General features: G+C 63.5%; 16 protein-coding genes. 6 read left to right on the top strand and 10 right to left on the bottom strand.

Translation table 11 applies throughout. The annotated features are described in order from the left end of the window. Positions 1–40 precede the first annotated feature (40 nt). From CSZ94_RS04545 to CSZ94_RS04525, 5 genes are all read right to left on the bottom strand, one after another. Positions 41–1321, bottom strand: coding sequence for an arsenic transporter (locus tag CSZ94_RS04545; RefSeq protein WP_102120433.1), 1281 nt, complete (start codon positions 1319–1321; stop codon positions 41–43). 100 nt (positions 1322–1421) lie between these two features. Beyond that, complete coding sequence (locus CSZ94_RS04540; protein ID WP_102120432.1) at positions 1422–1766, bottom strand: hypothetical protein; 345 nt, start codon at positions 1764–1766, stop codon at positions 1422–1424. 45 nt (positions 1767–1811) lie between these two features. After that, positions 1812–3176 carry an efflux transporter outer membrane subunit gene (locus CSZ94_RS04535; RefSeq protein WP_102120431.1) on the bottom strand — a complete coding sequence of 455 codons (1365 nt, stop codon included), beginning with the start codon at positions 3174–3176 and terminating at the stop codon, positions 1812–1814. Next, the gene (locus tag CSZ94_RS04530; protein ID WP_102120430.1) at positions 3176–6322 is read right to left on the bottom strand and encodes an efflux RND transporter permease subunit; all 3147 of its coding nucleotides are present in this window, start codon (positions 6320–6322) and stop codon (positions 3176–3178) included. Before CSZ94_RS04530 ends, CSZ94_RS04535 begins: the two co-directional genes overlap by 1 nt. Positions 6323–6355: 33 nt before the next feature. After that, positions 6356–7513, bottom strand: a complete 1158-nt coding sequence (locus tag CSZ94_RS04525) for an efflux RND transporter periplasmic adaptor subunit (RefSeq protein ID WP_102120429.1) — start codon at positions 7511–7513, stop codon at positions 6356–6358. A 131-nt stretch (positions 7514–7644) separates the two neighbouring features. On the opposite strand from CSZ94_RS04525, the gene CSZ94_RS04520 reads away from it, so the two are divergent. The 3 genes from CSZ94_RS04520 to CSZ94_RS04510 all read left to right on the top strand — a co-directional run bounded on the left by CSZ94_RS04520 (position 7645) and on the right by CSZ94_RS04510 (position 10289). Next, positions 7645–8391 (top strand): response regulator, encoded by a 747-nt coding sequence (locus CSZ94_RS04520; RefSeq protein WP_180977367.1) that lies wholly within the window; start codon positions 7645–7647, stop codon positions 8389–8391. After that, complete coding sequence (locus tag CSZ94_RS04515; protein ID WP_102120427.1) at positions 8391–9488, top strand: ATP-binding protein; 1098 nt, start codon at positions 8391–8393, stop codon at positions 9486–9488. The genes CSZ94_RS04520 and CSZ94_RS04515 overlap by 1 nt, the downstream gene beginning before the upstream one ends. A 162-nt stretch (positions 9489–9650) precedes the next feature. After that, entirely contained in the window at positions 9651–10289 is a 639-nt protein-coding gene (locus CSZ94_RS04510) for an NAD(P)H-dependent oxidoreductase (protein WP_102120495.1), read from the top strand. Between the two features lie 57 nt (positions 10290–10346). Here CSZ94_RS04510 and CSZ94_RS04505 read toward each other — a convergent pair whose 3' ends face one another. From CSZ94_RS04505 to CSZ94_RS04490, 4 genes are all read right to left on the bottom strand, one after another. After that, a complete protein-coding gene (locus CSZ94_RS04505; protein ID WP_102120426.1) occupies positions 10347–11654 on the bottom strand; it encodes an ATP-binding protein in 1308 nt (435 codons plus the stop codon). Next, positions 11654–12316 (bottom strand): response regulator transcription factor, encoded by a 663-nt coding sequence (locus CSZ94_RS04500; RefSeq protein WP_102120425.1) that lies wholly within the window; start codon positions 12314–12316, stop codon positions 11654–11656. The genes CSZ94_RS04505 and CSZ94_RS04500 overlap by 1 nt, the downstream gene beginning before the upstream one ends. Positions 12317–12343: 27 nt before the next feature. Continuing rightward, complete coding sequence (locus CSZ94_RS04495) at positions 12344–12580, bottom strand: hypothetical protein (protein ID WP_102120424.1); 237 nt, start codon at positions 12578–12580, stop codon at positions 12344–12346. Positions 12581–12790: 210 nt separating this feature from the next. Continuing rightward, positions 12791–13699, bottom strand: coding sequence for a LysR family transcriptional regulator (locus CSZ94_RS04490; protein WP_102120494.1), 909 nt, complete (start codon positions 13697–13699; stop codon positions 12791–12793). Between the two features lie 118 nt (positions 13700–13817). Between CSZ94_RS04490 and CSZ94_RS04485 the strand changes: the two genes are divergently transcribed. From CSZ94_RS04485 to CSZ94_RS04475, 3 genes are read left to right on the top strand one after another with little or no spacing between them, the layout of a single operon-like run. Then, positions 13818–14207 carry an aldo/keto reductase gene (locus tag CSZ94_RS04485; RefSeq protein ID WP_102120423.1) on the top strand — a complete coding sequence of 130 codons (390 nt, stop codon included), beginning with the start codon at positions 13818–13820 and terminating at the stop codon, positions 14205–14207. Next, complete coding sequence (locus tag CSZ94_RS04480; protein WP_102120422.1) at positions 14204–14572, top strand: DoxX family protein; 369 nt, start codon at positions 14204–14206, stop codon at positions 14570–14572. The genes CSZ94_RS04485 and CSZ94_RS04480 overlap by 4 nt, the downstream gene beginning before the upstream one ends. Positions 14573–14582: 10 nt before the next feature. Then, positions 14583–15164, top strand: coding sequence for a flavodoxin family protein (locus CSZ94_RS04475; RefSeq protein ID WP_102120421.1), 582 nt, complete (start codon positions 14583–14585; stop codon positions 15162–15164). Positions 15165–15476: 312 nt separating this feature from the next. Here CSZ94_RS04475 and CSZ94_RS04470 read toward each other — a convergent pair whose 3' ends face one another. Then, positions 15477–16139 carry a DUF799 domain-containing protein gene (locus CSZ94_RS04470; protein WP_102120420.1) on the bottom strand — a complete coding sequence of 221 codons (663 nt, stop codon included), beginning with the start codon at positions 16137–16139 and terminating at the stop codon, positions 15477–15479. Positions 16140–16293: the final 154 nt, after the last annotated feature.

The raw sequence follows: 16293 nt of genomic DNA, 5'->3' as shown, positions 1-16293 counted from the left end.
TCCAGTTAAAGTTGCTGTCAGCCACCACCATACACGGAACTCAGGACAGGCGCAGCGCCAGTGCGGCCAGGGTCAGCAAGAGCACGGGCACGGTCAGCACGATGCCGACACGGAAATAGTAGCCCCAGGAAATGTGGATGTTCTTGCTGTCGAGCACATGCAGCCACAGCAAGGTAGCCAGGCTGCCGATCGGCGTGATCTTCGGCCCCAGGTCGCTGCCGATGACGTTGGCGTAGATCATCGCCTCGCGCACAGCCCCCTGCGCCGTCGTCGGGTCGATGGCCAGCGCGCCCACCAGCACCGTCGGCAGGTTGTTCATCACGGAAGACAAGAATGCCGTCAGCACGCCCGTGCCCATGGCTGCGCCCCACACGCCATACTGGGCAAAGTGATTCAGCATGCCCGTCAGGTACGCCGTCAAGCCCGCATTGCGCAAGCCATATACGACCAGGTACATGCCCAGCGAAAAGACGACGATATGCCACGGCGCATGGCGGATCACGTGGCGCGTGGAAATCACGTGGCCCTTGCCCGCCACGCCCAGCAGCAACGCGGCGCCCACGGCGGCGATCAGGCTGATGGGCACGCCCAGGGCTTCTTGCGAGAAAAAGCCCACCAGCAGCAGCGCCAGCACCGGCCAGCCGGCGCGGAAGGTGGCCAGGTCGCGGATGGCGGCGCCCGGAAGCTTCAGCTGCGAAGCATCATAGTCGCGCGGGATATCCTGGCGGAAGAAAAGCAGCAAGACGCCCAGGGTGGCGGCCACGGCGACGACGTTGACGGGCACCATCACGGACGCGTACTCGGCAAAGCCGATCTTGAAGAAATCGGCCGAAACGATATTCACCAGGTTCGACACCACCAGCGGCAGGCTGGCTGTGTCCGCAATAAAACCGGCCGCCATGACGTAGGCCAGGGTAGCTTTGGTGGAAAACTTCAGCGCCCGCAGCATGGCGATGACGATGGGTGTCAGGATCAGCGCGGCCCCGTCGTTGGCGAACACGGCCGATACCAGGGCACCCAGCAAGACCAGCAGCACGAACAGTTTTCTACCGCTGCCGCCACCCCAGCGCGCCACGTGCAGCGCAGCCCACTCGAAAAAGCCGGCCGCGTCGAGCAGCAGGCTGATCATGATCACGGCGATGAAGGTGCCGGTGGCATTCCACACGATATGCCAGACGACGGGGATGTCGCCCCAGTGGATCACGCCGGCCAGCAAGGCCACGCAGGCACCGATGACGGCGCTCCAGCCGATGCCCAGGCCGCGCGGTTGCCAGATGACCAGGGTCAGGGTGGCGAGAAAGATCAGGAAAGCGATGAGCATGGTATCCGTTCCGGTCACTGCCACATTTAATTATTCCATAATGCTGGAAATATTGAATTATACCAATGCGTATCGGTGCTGTCGCATCCCTGCGCGCCTGTTAAGCGGGAAACTCGCCCCGCGCATAGCAATCCCACAAGCTGTCGATGAAGGCGATATCGGCAGCTTGCAAGCGGGCCTGGGCGATCAGGCCGAAATCGTCGGAGACGCAGGCGGCCAGGTCCGGGTTGGCCGTCAAGCGGAAAACCGCCTTGAAAGCGGCCTCCCTCACCGGCGCCGTCGCGGCATCGTCTTGCGGGAGCCTGTCATAGCTTTCGCGCCAGGCAGCATCGAAGGCGATGGCGTCCCTGGCATCGAGCGCCGCGTCCCAATCGCGCTCTGGCCCAAATATTCTTGCAAAAAACACGCCGTCGTTGATCGTGCCTAAAACATCGGTGTCGCGCATTCTTTCTCCTAAAATGACCCACATGTCGGGGCCAGAGCGGCACCATTACTCCGTCAGCCCGCCCCCCAGCGCCTTGTACAGGGCCACCGCCGACTTGAACTGGTCGCGTCGCAAGTCTAGCAAAGATTGCTGTGCCGCATACGACTGGCGCTGCGCGTCGAGCAATTCCAGCCGACTGTCCTGGCCCGCGCCATAGCGCAAGGCCGACAGCTTGCGCCGCTGTTCGGCGGCTGCCGCTACGCGCTGCTGCGCGGCAATCTGCTGCGCATACGTGGCGCTGCCGGCCAGGCCGTCGCGCACGTCGCGGAAGGCCGACTGGATCGCTTGCTCGTATTGCAACACGGCGACGTCCTTGCGCAGCCGCGACAGTTGCAGTTCCGCGCGCAGCTGGCCGCCCTGGAACAGCGGCTGCGTGACTTGCGGCGCGAACGACCAGCCGCGCGCGCTGCCACGGAACAGATCACCGAGCTCCGGGCTGGCCAGGCCCAGCGACGCCGTCAGCGACAGACGCGGGAAGAAGGCGGCACGGGCGGCGCCGATTTCCGCATTCGCCGCCACCAGCGCATATTCGGCTTGCAAGATGTCGGGACGGCGCGCCAGCAAGTCCGACGGCAGGCCGGGTGGCAGCTGCGTCAGTACGGGCTGGCCATCGAGCGGCCGGCCAGCGGGCAAATCGGCTGGCAGCGGCGCGCCCAGCAGCAATTCCAGGTTGTTGCGGGCCAAGGCACTGGCCCGCTCCCGCGCCTGCACGTCCGCTTCCGCCGTGGCCGCCTGCCCTTCGGCTTGCGCCACGTCCAGGCCACTGCCCTGCTGCGCGCCGTGCAGGCGCTGTGTCAGCAACAATGCCTGGCGCCAGTCGGCCAGGGTTTGCCGCGCCAGCGCCAGCTGTTCCTCGGCCAGCCGTTGTTCCAGATACGCATCGGCCACGCCGCCGATCAAGGCCATGTGCGCGGCGCGCTGGCCCTGCTGCGTGGCCAGGTAGCGGGCAAACGCGGCGTCCGACAGGGAACGCAGGCGGCCGAACAGGTCGATTTCGAATGCGTTCATGGCGATACCTGCCGTGAACGTGTTTTGAACAGTCGCATCGGCGCCGCGCTGGCGCACCCCGCCCGCATTGGCGCCGATGGCCGGAGTGCGGCCCGCATCCTGGATCTGGTACTGGGCCCGCACGGCCTCCACGTTCAGGGACGCCACGCGCAAGTCGCGGTTGTTGTCCAGTGCGATGTCGACCAGGCGCTGCAGGCGCGCATCGAGCAGCATCTGGCGCCAGCCCAGGTCGGCGGCGCTGCCCGGTGCGGTAACCTCGGCATAAGCGGCAGGGATAGGCGGCACCGGCTTGACCAGCGGCGGCGCCAATGAACAGGCCGACAAGGCCAGCGCGGCCAGGGGCGTGATAAAAATCAAACGCATTACAACTCTCCTTCCACCGCCTTGACGGCGGTGCGATTACTGCGTTTGTTGAAATAGCTGCCCGCCTTGTCGACGGCGCCCAGCACCACGACAAAGAACACGGGCACGAAAAACACGGCCAGCACGGTGGCGGTGATCATGCCGCCGAACACGCCCGTGCCGATCGCATGCTGCGTCTCGGCGCTGGCGCCCGTGGCCAGCATCAGCGGCACCACGCCCAGCGCGAATGCCAATGAGGTCATCAGGATCGGGCGCAAACGCAAGCGGGCAGCTTCCACCGTCGCCTCGACCAGCCCCTTGCCCTGCGCCTGCAACTGGCGCGCGTATTCGACAATCAGGATCGCATTCTTCGCCGACAGGCCGATAATCGTGATCATGCCCACCTTGAAGAACACATCGTTCGGCATGCCGCGCAGCATCACTGCCAGCACGGCGCCCAGCAAGCCCAGTGGCACCACCAGCATGACGGAGACGGGAATCGACCAGCTTTCATACAGGGCCGCCAGCACGAGGAAGACCACCAGCATCGACAGCGCCATCAGCATGGGCGCCTGCGAGGCCGATTCCTTCTCTTGCAGCGACTGGCCCGTCCACGCCAGCGCGAAGCCGGGCGGCAGCTGTTTCACCAACCGTTCCATTTCCAGCATGGCGTCGCCGCTGGACACGCCAGGCGCAGCGCTGCCGGAAATGCGCGCCGCCGGATAGCCCTGATAACGCACCAGTTGCAGCGGCGATTCGCTCCACACGGGACGCACCAGTTCACCCAAGGCCACCATGGCGCCCGCGTTATTGCGGATGCGCAGGGCCAGCACATCGTTCAACTGCATGCGCGACGGCGCATCGGCCTGGATGATCACCTGCTGCATGCGGCCAGCATTCGGAAAATCGTTGACGTAGGTCGAGCCCATGGCCGCCGTCAGCATGTCGGCAATGGCCGTAAACGACACGCCCAGCGCTTCGGCCTTGCTGCGGTCGATATCGAGGCGCACGCTGGCGCCGGGCGGCAAGCCATCCGGATACACGCCCGCCACCTTGCTGCTTTGCGCGGCCAGGCCCAGCAACTGGTTCTGCGCCGCCTGCAAGGCGTTGACACCCTGGTTGGCGCGGTCTTGCAGGCGCATGGAAAAGCCGGACGAGTTGCCCAGTTCATCGATGGCGGGCGGCATCAGGCTCATGATTACGCCCTCCTTCGCCTGCGCCATGGCGGCCTGCGCCAGCGCCACTTCTTCCTGCGCCGTGGCGCCGTTGCGCTGTTTCCAGTCCTTCAGCATGGTGAACGCCAGGCCCGCGTTCGGCCCCGCGCCGGAAAAGCTGAAGCCGAGGATCGATTGATTCACCTCGATGCCGGGCCGCGTGGCCACGTGCTGCTCGTACAGCTTGACGACATCAAGCGTGCGCTCCATGGTGGCGTCGGATGGCAACTGGATCGAGGTAATGAAATAGCCCTGGTCTTCCTCCGGCAAGAAGGCCGACGGCAGCTGCATGAAGGCCACGCCCAGCGCCGCGACGATGGCGCCATACACGACCATCGAACGGCCGGCGCGCTTCAGCATGGCCACCACGCCCTTTTCATAGCGGGCCGTCATGCGCTCAAACTGGCGGTCGAACCACAGGAAAAAGCCCTTTTTATCGTGATCGTGTGGGCCTATCGGTTTGAGCATGGTGGCGCACAAGGCCGGCGTCAGGGTCAGGGCCAAAAATGCCGAGAACAAAATCGAGACGGCCATGGCCAGCGTGAACTGGCGGTAGATGGCGCCCACGGAACCGCTGGCCAGCGCCATCGGGATGAACACGGCCGTCAGCACCAGGGTGATGCCGACCACCGCACCGGTGATTTCGCGCATCGCTTTCGACGTCGCTTCCTTCGGCGACAGGCCCTCGGTGGCCATCAGGCGCTCCACCGCTTCCACCACGACGATGGCGTCGTCGACGATGATGCCGATGGCCAGCACCATGCCAAACATGGTCAGCACGTTGACGGAATAGCCAGCCAGCAGCATCACGGTAAAGGTGCCCATCAGGGCGATGGGCGCGACGATGGCGGGAATCAGGGTGTAGCGTATCTTTTGCAGGAACAGATACATGACGAGGAAGACCAGCACCATCGCCTCTAACAGAGTGACGATGACCTTTTCAATCGAGATTTTCACGAACGGCGCCGTATCGAACGGCACCGAATACTCGATCCCGGCCGGCATGCTGTGCACCAGTTCGGCCATGCGCGCGCGCACGCCCGCCGCCGTCTGCACGGCGTTGGCGCCCGGCGACAGCATGATGGCCGCGCCGGAAGCAGCTTGCCCGTTTTCGCGGATGCTGAAATTGAAGCTTTGCGCGCCCAGCGCCACTCTGGCCACGTCGCCGATGGTCACTTTCGAGCCGTCCGCGTTCGCACGCAGCACGATGGCGGCAAATTCGGCGGGCGTTTGCAACTGGCCCTGCACCGTCAGCGGGATGGTGACGCGCTGGCCTTCGACGGCAGGCGTATCGCCCAGGCGGCCCGGGGCGATCTGCGTATTTTGCTGCGCGATGGCGGCCGTCAGCTCGCCCATGGCGATGTTGTACGACACCAGCTTGGCCGGGTCGACCCAGATGCGCATGGCACGCTCGGAGCCGAACAGCTGCACCTTGCCCACGCCGGGAATACGGCGCAGTTCTTCCGTCACATTGCGCGCCAGGTAGTCGCCCAGCGCCACTTCATCATGCTGGCCATTCTGGGAAATCAGGCTGACGATCATCAGGAAGCCGGACGACGCCGACTCCACCGTCAAGCCATTTTGCCGCACGGTTTGCGGCAGGCGCGGCTCGATGGCTTTCAGGCGGTTCTGCACATCCACCTGCGCCATTTCCGGATTCGTGCCCGGCTGGAAGGTGACAGTGATCGAGGCCGACCCCGAGGTATCGGTGGACGACTCGAAATACAGCAGGTGCTTGACGCCCGACAGTTCGCGTTCGATCAGGCCTACCACGGCATCGTTCATGGTTTGCGGCGTGGCGCCGGGGTAGTTGGCGCTGATGCTGACGCTGGCCGGCGCCACCGAGGGGAAACGCGCAATCGGCAATTGCGGTATGGCGATCAGTCCGAACAGGACGATGAAGACCGCCACCACCCACGCAAAAACGGGGCGGTTGATGAAAAATTGAGGCATGTCATTACGCTTTCATTGTATTCAAATGGTGCATCAACGCGCCTTGGCGGCAGCAGCGGCTGCCACGACGGCGCGCTTCCACGGCTGCGGCGCTGCGGTGGCGCCCGGCTGCAAACGTTCCTGGCCTTCGATGACGACCGTTTCGCCAGCCGTCAAGCCGCCGTTGACCACATACTGGTGGTCGACCACATCGCCTACGCTAATCGGTTTCAGGCTGGCTTTGTGCGCGCCATCGAGCACCCAGGCCTGCGCCTGGCCGCCGCTGCTGTGCAATACGGCTTGCTGCGGCACGAGCACGCCATTCGGCTGCACGGCGCGGGCGATGCGGGCGCGCACGAACATGCCCGGCAGCAGCTGGCGCTGCGGATTGTCGACCAGCACGCGGATGACGGCGTCGCCCGTGCCCGCATCGACGCTGATGCCGGAGAATAAAATGCGGCCCGTGACGGGATGCGGCTGGCCATCGGCGCCTAAAATGATCACGGGCAGCTTGTCCGCGCCGCCCGTGCCGGAGGCGTGCAGCGCCGCCAGCGCGGCGGCCGGCTGGCGCACGTCGACGTACACCTTGTCAATCTGCTGGATGCGCGCCATCGGCATTGCATCGGCCAGGCCTACCAGCGCGCCTTCCGTCACCAGTTCGGAGCCGATACGCCCTGCAATCGGCGCCTCGATGCTGGCAAAAGCCAGGTCCAGGCGGCGGCGCGCCAGGCTGGCGCGCGCCTGCGCCACGGTGGCCACGGCTTGCTCGCGCTGGGCCACGGCATCGTCATACGCCTGGCGGCTGATGGCGTCCGCTTCGACCAGCGGTTTCAAGCGGTCCGCCTGGCTGTTGGCGCGGTTCGCCGTGGCCACCGCGTGCTGCAGCGCGGCGGCGGCCGAATCGACGTCTGCCTGGAATGGCGCAGGGTTGAGCTGGAACAGCTTCTGCCCCGCCTTCACTTCGGCGCCCTGTTCGAACTGGCGGCGCAGCACGATGCCGCCCACCTGCGGGCGGATGTCGGCCGTGCGGAAGGCCGCCACCCTGCCCGGCAATTCGTCGCTGAGGACCACGGGCGCGGCTTGCAGCTTGAGCACCGTCACTGCGGCGGGTGGCGTGGCGCCTTCTTGCGGCGCGGGTTTGGAACAGGCGGCAAGGCTGAACAGTGCCGCGACGATCAAACTATTTTTCTTGGTGAGGTGGCTCGGATGCATGGTCTTTTCTATGGCAGATCCCAACCGGCGGTCCGGTCGACAGATAAGCGCATCATAAAACGCCAAGGTGGATATTTCGTCAAAGAAATGTGGAGATTCGATGGAGAGAAAGAAGAATGCTAGACTCCTGCATGAACTATCATCACAGCGCCAGCCAGCCCTCTTTTCTTGCCACCACGCCGCCTACCGCCCTCATCCTGATTGCCGAAGATGAACCGCAAATTGCCCGCATCCTCGCCGGTTATCTGGAACGCGACGGCTACCGCACCGCCTTCGCGCACGATGGCCAGGAAGCGCTGCAACAGCACCTGGCCCTGGCGCCGGACCTGCTGCTGCTCGACGTGCAAATGCCCCGTGTCGATGGCTGGGGCGTGCTGACGGAAGTGCGGCGGCGCGGCGAAACGCCTGTCATCATGCTGACGGCGCGCGACCAGGATGCGGACAAGCTGGCCGCCCTGCGCGTGGGCGCCGACGACTACATCATCAAGCCCTTCAATCCGGCCGAAGTGGTGGCGCGCGTGGCGGCCGTGCTGCGCCGCTCACGCGTGCGCCACCACCCGGTGGGCGGCCAGCGCCTGCGCTGCGGCCCCATCGAAATCGACCAGGAAACGTATGTGGCCAGCGTGCTGCGCGAAGGTGCGCCCGTGCCTTTGACCCTGACGCTGACGGAATTCCGCCTGCTGGCGCACCTGGCGCGCACGCCGCGCCGCGTCTGCAGCCGATTGGAACTACTGGAATCGTGCATGCCCGAGAGTAATTCGCTGGAACGCACGGTGGACAGCCATGTCAGCAAGCTGCGCAAGAAGCTGGAGGAAGCGGGCGTCATGAACATGCCGGCCAGCCTGCGCGGCGTGGGCTACCGGCTGGAAAGCGACTGATGCGCTTCACGGGCCTGAACCGGCAGATCGTGCTGTCGATGTCCGTGCTGATGGTCAGCAGCATCCTGCTCATCTGGATCGGTTCGTGGATTTTCTTCGCCGTCGCCTTCAAGATCGACCCCGGCATGCTGTCCGAACCGGACGACTGGTCGCCCAGCACCGTCGAGTGGCTGTGGATCTTCGCCATCACCATCTTCGGCTTGCTGCTGGCCGCGTTTTTCGCCATCAAGCTCGCTTCGCGCATATTGAAACCGATCAATTCCGTGATGGACAGCGTGCGCCGCGTGGCGCATGGCGACCTGTCCGCGCGCGCCTTCGCGGGCGACCGCAGTCTGGGCGAAACGGCCATGCTGGTCGATGACTTCAACAGCATGGCCGAGCGCCTGCAGCGGGCGGCCAAGGAAAGCGAGACATGGAATGCCGCCATCGCGCACGAACTGCGCACGCCCGTGACGATCCTGCGCGGCACCTTGCAAGGTGTCGTCGATGGCGTCTTCAAGCCCGAGGAAGTGCCGTTTTCCAGCCTGCTGTCGCAAGTCGAAGACCTGGGCCGCCTGATCGAGGACTTGCGCACCCTGAGCCTGGCCGACAGCGGCTACATGCAGCTGCGCATGGCGTGGACCGACCTGACCCTGGAAATAGAGGAAGTGGGCCGCCTGCTGGCGCCGGACATGGAAGCGGCCGGCTTTGCCCTGCAATTGCAGCTGTCCGACCATCCCGTCTGCTGCGACGCGGCGCGCATCCGGCAGATCGTGCTGGCCCTGCTCGACAACGCGCGTCGCTATGCCCATCCTGGCCTGCTGCGCGTGCGCACCCGCGTGCAGGCTGGCCAGTACTACCTGAGCGTCGAGGATGCGGGGCCCGGCATTGCCGAGGAACTGGCGCCGTACGTGTTCGTCGCGTTTCGCCGCGGCGACAGCGACGACGGCGACCTGCATGCGGGTAGCGGCCTGGGCTTGGCCGTGGTCGAAGCCATCGCCCGCGCGCATGGCGGCAGCGCGGCCTGCACGCGCAGCAAAGCGGACGGCGGCCTCGGGGGAAGCCTATTTACCATCAAGTGGCCGGTCGAGCATGGCGCGCCGCCGCCCGCTGGCTGACTCGCTACCAGCAACATCAGCGTGCCTTGCCTGGCCTGTAGACAACGGTGCCTGGGTGCGCTAACTTGAGTACGCTATACAAGTTCTTTGACCCTGTGCACTTGAAATGCCTGAATCCGCTATCATTTCCAATCTGAACTATTCATTATGAAAGAGATTGACATGTCCGCACTGCTCGAAACACTGCAATGGCGCTACGCCACCAAGAAGATGGACCCGACGAAAACGGTGCCGCAAGACAAGGTCGAGCGCATCCTGGAAGCCGTGCGCCTGACGGCCAGCTCCAGCGGACTACACCCGTATGAAGTGTTCGTCGTAACGAATCCGGCCCTGCGCGAGCAGATCAAGCCGCATGCGTGGAACCAGTCGCAAATAACGGACGCCTCGCATCTGCTGGTATTTGCCGCCTGGGACAATTACACGGTCGAACGCATCGACAAGATGTTTGACCTGGTCAACACCGTGCGCGGCTTCAAGAATGAAGGCTGGGAAGCCTACCGCCAACAGATCCTGGCCACGTATCCGCAGCGCGACGCGGAAACCAACTACCAGCACGCGGCGCGCCAGGCGTATATCGGCGTGGGCACGGCCCTGATCGCCGCAGCGGAAGAAAAAGTCGATTCGACGCCGATGGAAGGTTTTGATCCGGCCAAGGTCGATGACATCCTGGGCTTGCGCGAAAAAGGCTTGCGCTCTGTCGTCATGCTGCCGCTCGGCTACCGCGCCGATGAAGGCGACTGGCTGGTGGACTTGCAAAAAGTGCGCCCTGCGCGCGCGCAATTCATCACCGAGCTGGCGTAAGCGCCCCTCGCGTGACTGAAAAGCGGAGGCTGGCGACGGCATCCGCTTTTTTTGTATTCAGGCTGGCTGCGGGAAACGCACCGTCACCTGCAAGCCCCGCCCCGCTTCCCCATCGGCCAGCGCGATGTCGGCCTGGTGGTGCTCGGCGATGTGGCGCACGATGGACAAGCCCAGGCCGCAGCCCCAGGCGTCGTTGCCGTCGGGACGGAAGAAGCGGTCGAACAGGCGCGCATGGTGCTGGCGCGGCACGCCGGGGCCGTTGTCGGACACGCGTAGCAAGGGCCGGCCCTCTTCCAGCGCCGCCTGCAGGTCGACGCGCCCACCCTGCTGCGTGTAGCGCAAGGCGTTGTCGATCAGATTATTCAGCAAGACTTGCAAACCGTCGGGATCGGCCTGCACCAGCACCCTGGCCGGCGCCGTTTCCACCACGCCCAGGTCGATTGCGCGGCTGTCGGCCAGCGCGCTGTGGTCGGCCACGGCCGCTTCCAGCAACTGTCCCAGGTCTACCGTGTGCAGCTGACTGGCCGTCAGCGCCGTTTCATGGCGCGCCAGACTCAATAGCTGGCGCACCAGGTGCGTGCTGCGGTCCAGCCGTTCGTGCAGCCGCGCCAGCGCCACGCGGCGCTCTTCCTCGCTGGCGGCCCGTTCGGCCACCTGCAGCTGCAATTTCAGCGCCGTCAGCGGCGAGCGCAATTCATGCGCGGCGTCGGCAACGAAGGTGCGCTGCGCAGTCAGCGCAGCCTCGAACTGGCCCATCAAACTGTTGAGCGCCAGCGCCACGGGTCGCAGTTCGGGCGGCATCTGCTGCGCCTCCAGCGGCGTCAGGGCGTCCGGCGAACGGCCCGCCACCGACTCGGCCAGCCGGTGCAGGGGCGCCAGCGCGCGTGCCACCACGACGACGATCAGCAGTGCCAGGATCAGCGCGAACACCAGCAGGGGTACGCCTGCCCGCATGGTCATCTGCCAGGCCAGCTGGTCGCGCACGGCCTGCGCCTGCGCCACCTGCACGTAGCGCCCGCGCCGCGTCTCGCCGTACAGGCGCCAGTCCTCGCCGCGCACCGTGACATCGGCAAAGCCGGCCAGCGCATAGCGCGGCAGTGCCGGCTGGCCCGGCAAGACGGACAATGACTGCCCCTGTTCGTCCCACGCTTGCAGCACGAACGCTTCTTCCGGATCTTGCGCGGCGGACAAGCCCGCCTGCGGCTCGAACTCGTCGGGCAAGGCCACGGCCAGCTGGCGCAGCTGCAAATCGGCCAGTTCATTGGCTTCTTCCAGCAACGAGCGAAACAGCGACATACCCGCGCCGAGCACGCACAGCAAGGTGGCGGCCAGTAAACCCAGCAGCAACTGGCGGCGGATGGTCATCAAGATGCTACCCGCATCTTGTAGCCCACGCCGCGCACGGTCTGGATGCTGTCCGCGCCGAACTTCTTGCGCAGCTGGTACACGTACACATCGACGGTATTGCTTTCCACTTCGCTATCCCAGCCGTACAGCTTTTCGCTCAGTTGCCGCTTCGACACCACCTTGCCCGGATGGTCGAGCAAGGCGCGCAGCACGGAAAACTCGCGCGGCGGCAGCTTGATCAGCTCCCCCTCGAACCTGACGTCGTGGCTGGCCAGGTCCAGGGTCAGCACACCATGCTCGATGACGGAGCGCGAACGGCTGACCCGGCGGCGCAGCAGCGCGCGTATGCGCGCCAGCAACTCATCGAGGTCGAATGGCTTGACCAGATAATCGTCGGCGCCGCTGTCGAGCCCCTCGACGCGGGCCGGCGTGCCGTCGCGCGCCGTGATGATCAGCACGGGCAAGTCGGCACCCCGCGCACGTATGGCGCGCAGCACCTCCATGCCCTCCTTGCCGGGCAAGCCCAGGTCCAGCAGCATCAAATCGTAGGCGAAACCGGCCAGCGCCAGCTCCGCATCATGGCCATCGCGCACCCAGTCCACGGCATAGCACTCACCGCGCAAGCCCTCGACCAGGCTTTCCCCGATCATCGGATCGTCTTCCACCAGCAACACGCGCACGCCACCCTCTCAGTCTCGAAAATACCGCTATCTTAACGTGCCTGGGGGAAGCCGGCTGGCGCCAGCCAGGTCAGCCAGCAAGTGAGCCGGCACGCCGGCATTGTCGCCTCTGCCAAGGTCCACTTCCATGGCTGTGACCGGCACGACGGACTGCATCGTGGCCGAATGCGCATTCAAGTCGTCTTCGCGGCCATCACTACGCACGTCGATCGCGATTTGCTGGTCGCAGACGAACGATCTGCTGGTGCCATGCACGCCCTTCAACACTTGCCAGGCATGGATCTGGTAACTGCTGTGCGGGTGCTGCGGTTTCAGGAAGACCGGCGCGGTCTTGACCTGTCACGTCACGTCAGGCGACCGTTGACAAACGCCCCGAAGCGGCCATGTAAGGGTTGAAACACGGTGATCGCGACCAAGCTCAGTCTCATGAATGGAAGCGTCAACCCCACATGAGGAGACTGGCTGCGCCTTCGGTTACCGTTCCAAGTCTGGCTGCAGGATATGTTCGAGCCATTCGATGAAAATCCGGACGCGGCGCGACAGGTTCTGGCGATGCGCTACCACGACCGATACCGGCAACGGCGCCGGCCGCAAACCCGGCAGCACCTCGATCAGTTCGCCGTTCGCAAGATAGGGTTTCAGGCTGGCCAGCCCGGCCTGAATCAGTCCCAGGCCGGCCAGTCCCGCACCGTGATAAGCCTGAACGTTGTTGACGCTAACGGCGCCGGGTAGCGCGAGCGTGGCATAGCGGTTGCCGTCCGGATATTCCCAGCCGAATGGCCGGGCACCCAGTGTCGGCGTGTAGTGCACCATGCGATGTCCCTGCGAGAGCAGATCGTGCAGGGTGCGAGGTATGCCACGCTGCTGAAGATACCTCGGACTCGCGGCGTTCACCATTGTAAGGTCGCCGAAGGCGCGTGCCACCAGCGTTTCGTCGACAATGGGGCCGACTCGCAGCACGCAATCGATCCCTTCCTGGACCAGATCGACGCGCCGGTCAGTGCTCGATATCTCCAGCTCGATGTCCGGATAGCGTTCTAGGAAAGTCGATAAGGCGGGCATGAACGTGGTACGGGCTAATTCGGTGGGCAAGTCGATGCGGATACGGCCGCTCAGAGGTGCGTCGCCGCCGGTGAACATTGCACCCAGATCCTCGGCATCCGCGAGCAAAGCACGCGCACGCGTGTAGAAATTGCGCCCGTCTTCGCTCAATTGCACCGTCCGGGTCGAACGGTGTAACAGGCGCACACCCAATTGCGCCTCTAGCCGGCGGACCACGTTCGAGGCCCGGCCTTTCTGAATGCCTATGCTCTCAGCGGCTTGGGTGAAGCTGCCCATTTCCGCGATGCGAACAAAAATCGCCAACGCCTCAAGGTTTTGTATTGTCATATATTTGGATAACAATGAGTTTCTATTGGAGCACTTTATAGATAAATTCGCTGCGGGTAAAGTGATCGCTTGGGCTCATTAGGTGGGAGCCGCTACACTTTTCAAGGTGATCATGCGCTACAAACAATTGGGTAACACAAGGCTGTTCGTGTCCGAGCCATACCTCGGCACAATGACCTGCGGCCCTGCGGGGCAGGCGGGCTTGTATCACGATCTTGCCGGAATGGATCAAGCGACGGCCGACAACATCGTGCAGCGCTGTCTGGACGCAGATGTCAAGGCGAATGGCCTTGCCGAGCGACGCGCGTACGTACGGGCGAAGCCCTTCGCCACTTCAGTCGTAATGGGTGCAAAGCGTCTGGTTCGGCTTGAACAGAATCTGGCCGCCGTGAACCTTGAGCTCGACGCCGATGCGCTCGCCCGATTCGACAGCGTCAGCAAGCTCAGGCCAGAGAATCCGGGCGTGGATGCTTGCACGGGACGTCAAACGGAATCGTCATGAACACTTCTTCGAAGAAGGAATTTATCTTGAAAACCGTCTCCTGGCGTGGCTTGTTGAAGTGGGTTCTGGTCGCGTTCTTCGTGTACGCTGGGCTGCTCAATGTTTTCGCCACTATCCCGCTGCTCGCCGAATATCGGCGATGGGGATACCCCGGGTGGATGCATTACGCCACTGGTTTGCTCGAACTATCCAGCGCTTTTCTCCAGGCACGAAGCATGACCAATACAGCGGGAATCGCGCTAGGAGGGGCCGTCATGGCCGCCGCCGCCCTCACTCTGGTGATTCAACAGGAATGGCTGCATGCCCTTTTCCCAATGCTGGTCTTTCTCGCCCTGATTACTTCACGCATTACCCATCAACATTGAAAGTCTTATCATGAACATGTATTCTCAAAAATCAAAAGGCGTTGTCATTTTCCATTCAGGTTATGGCCATACCGAACGGGTGGCCAATGCTGTGGCTGAGGGCGCTCAAGCAAGCCTGATTCAGATTGACGCCGACGGTAATCTATCCGATCAAGCGTGGGCGGAGATAGAAGGCGCACAATACATCATTCTCGGTTCGCCGACCTATATGGGCGGGCCGAGCTGGCAATTCAAGAAATTTGCCGATGCATCGTCAAAGCCATGGTTTGCCGATTTGTGGAAGGACAAGGTCTTCGGCGGATTTACCAACAGCGCAAGCATCAATGGTGACAAGCTGGCGACGCTTCAGTATTTCACACTGCTGGCCGCGCAGCATCGCGGAATCTGGGTGGGCATGGGCATGAAATCCTCCAACACCAAGGCATCCCAGCGCGACGATATCAATCGCATGGGCTCGTTCCTCGGTCCGATGGCGCAGACGCCTGCTGATGCAGCGCCGGAAGAGATGTCGTTCGGCGACCTCGAAACCGCCCGCATGTACGGAGTACGCGTCGCCGAGATCGCGGATAGGCTGTTCGCAGCCAGTCTGTAAACCGGCTCGCTCGATAACTGACGTGTTTCTCAAATAGTCGGGTAAGGAGCTTGACGTTGGCACTGACCGGTTGCAGTAATGGAGTTTGCCATCGTATCCGGTCTGGTCTCAACTACTACGCCTAAATTACCATAGTCATCGTTTGCTCACTCTTCAGGCTCTGCCCGGACTCACGCAAAACAGCGCCGGACGACGAGTCCGCCAGTTCCTTTGGCGCTGCTCATCACTGCAAACGATGCGGAGTCGCTCGCCTGGCACTGCCGACTACAGGCCCTGGCGAATGCAGGGCCTGTGCGGGGTGTTACCGGACGCTTACTGCACCAGGTAGCGCTCCGAACGGGGGCCGTACAGCAAGCCATTCGGCACGCCGGCCGACAGCATGCGCGCATTCGCCGTGCCGGCGATAGGATGGCTGGCATCGGTGCTGGTGTTGATGATCTGCTTGACCGCCGCCGTCACTAGCGCACCGATCAGGCCGCCGCCACCGCTGTTATTGCCTTCATTGCTCGATGCGCTGGCCGCGCCCTGCCACAGCAAGGTGCCCGTCTTCAGGTCGACCAGCTTGGCATTCACCGAGACCACCGTCACGCTGTCGATCACGGCGTAGGTCGTGCCGTACTTGGAGATCGTCACGTACAGGCCCGCATCGGCGCCAAAGATCTCGTTGAGCTTTTTCGCATCGACGCCGTGGATATCGGCGGCATTCGTCAAGCCGTTCTGCTTGAAAGTTTCAGCGACCACGGCCACCGGCAGCACGTAGTAGCCCGCTTCGGCCAGCGGATAAGTCACTTGTGCGTAGACACTGTTGCCGGCATTGACTTCCGGCGAATTGTTCAACGGCGGCAAGACCACGATGGAACGGGGCTTGGCCGCCTTGAAGGCCGTATAGTCATACGCGGCCTGCTTGGTGGCACAACCGACCATGAAGATGGCGGGACCCAGGCACAGGGCCATTTTGAACATGCGCGACATCATAATTTCTCGCCTTTCTTCATTTTACCCTGTTGGCGCCGACCTAAAATTGACCCACCGCGCCGATCCAAATTTGACCCAGGGCGGGGTGCTGCATTCTTGAGTTGCAGCTGTGGATAAGTGTACCAAATAGCGAAGTGGAATTCGTGGAGGGCGA

The organism is Janthinobacterium sp. ROICE36 (assembly GCF_002869965.1).
Taxonomy (GTDB): Bacteria; Pseudomonadota; Gammaproteobacteria; order Burkholderiales; family Burkholderiaceae_D; genus Janthinobacterium.
The sequence above is the reverse complement of the archived record's forward strand: the minus strand, read 5'-3'. Positions and strand labels throughout refer to the sequence as shown.

Coding starts and splice junctions, on each gene's coding strand:
- CSZ94_RS04545 (WP_102120433.1), bottom strand. CDS start 1,321: ATGCTCATCGCTTTCCTGATCTTTCTCGCCACCCTGACCCTGGTCATC.
- CSZ94_RS04540 (WP_102120432.1), bottom strand. CDS start 1,766: ATGCGCGACACCGATGTTTTAGGCACGATCAACGACGGCGTGTTTTTT.
- CSZ94_RS04535 (WP_102120431.1), bottom strand. CDS start 3,176: ATGCGTTTGATTTTTATCACGCCCCTGGCCGCGCTGGCCTTGTCGGCC.
- CSZ94_RS04530 (WP_102120430.1), bottom strand. CDS start 6,322: ATGCCTCAATTTTTCATCAACCGCCCCGTTTTTGCGTGGGTGGTGGCG.
- CSZ94_RS04525 (WP_102120429.1), bottom strand. CDS start 7,513: ATGCATCCGAGCCACCTCACCAAGAAAAATAGTTTGATCGTCGCGGCA.
- CSZ94_RS04520 (WP_180977367.1), top strand. CDS start 7,645: ATGAACTATCATCACAGCGCCAGCCAGCCCTCTTTTCTTGCCACCACG.
- CSZ94_RS04515 (WP_102120427.1), top strand. CDS start 8,391: ATGCGCTTCACGGGCCTGAACCGGCAGATCGTGCTGTCGATGTCCGTG.
- CSZ94_RS04510 (WP_102120495.1), top strand. CDS start 9,651: ATGTCCGCACTGCTCGAAACACTGCAATGGCGCTACGCCACCAAGAAG.
- CSZ94_RS04505 (WP_102120426.1), bottom strand. CDS start 11,654: ATGACCATCCGCCGCCAGTTGCTGCTGGGTTTACTGGCCGCCACCTTG.
- CSZ94_RS04485 (WP_102120423.1), top strand. CDS start 13,818: ATGCGCTACAAACAATTGGGTAACACAAGGCTGTTCGTGTCCGAGCCA.
- CSZ94_RS04480 (WP_102120422.1), top strand. CDS start 14,204: ATGAACACTTCTTCGAAGAAGGAATTTATCTTGAAAACCGTCTCCTGG.
- CSZ94_RS04475 (WP_102120421.1), top strand. CDS start 14,583: ATGAACATGTATTCTCAAAAATCAAAAGGCGTTGTCATTTTCCATTCA.
- CSZ94_RS04470 (WP_102120420.1), bottom strand. CDS start 16,139: ATGATGTCGCGCATGTTCAAAATGGCCCTGTGCCTGGGTCCCGCCATC.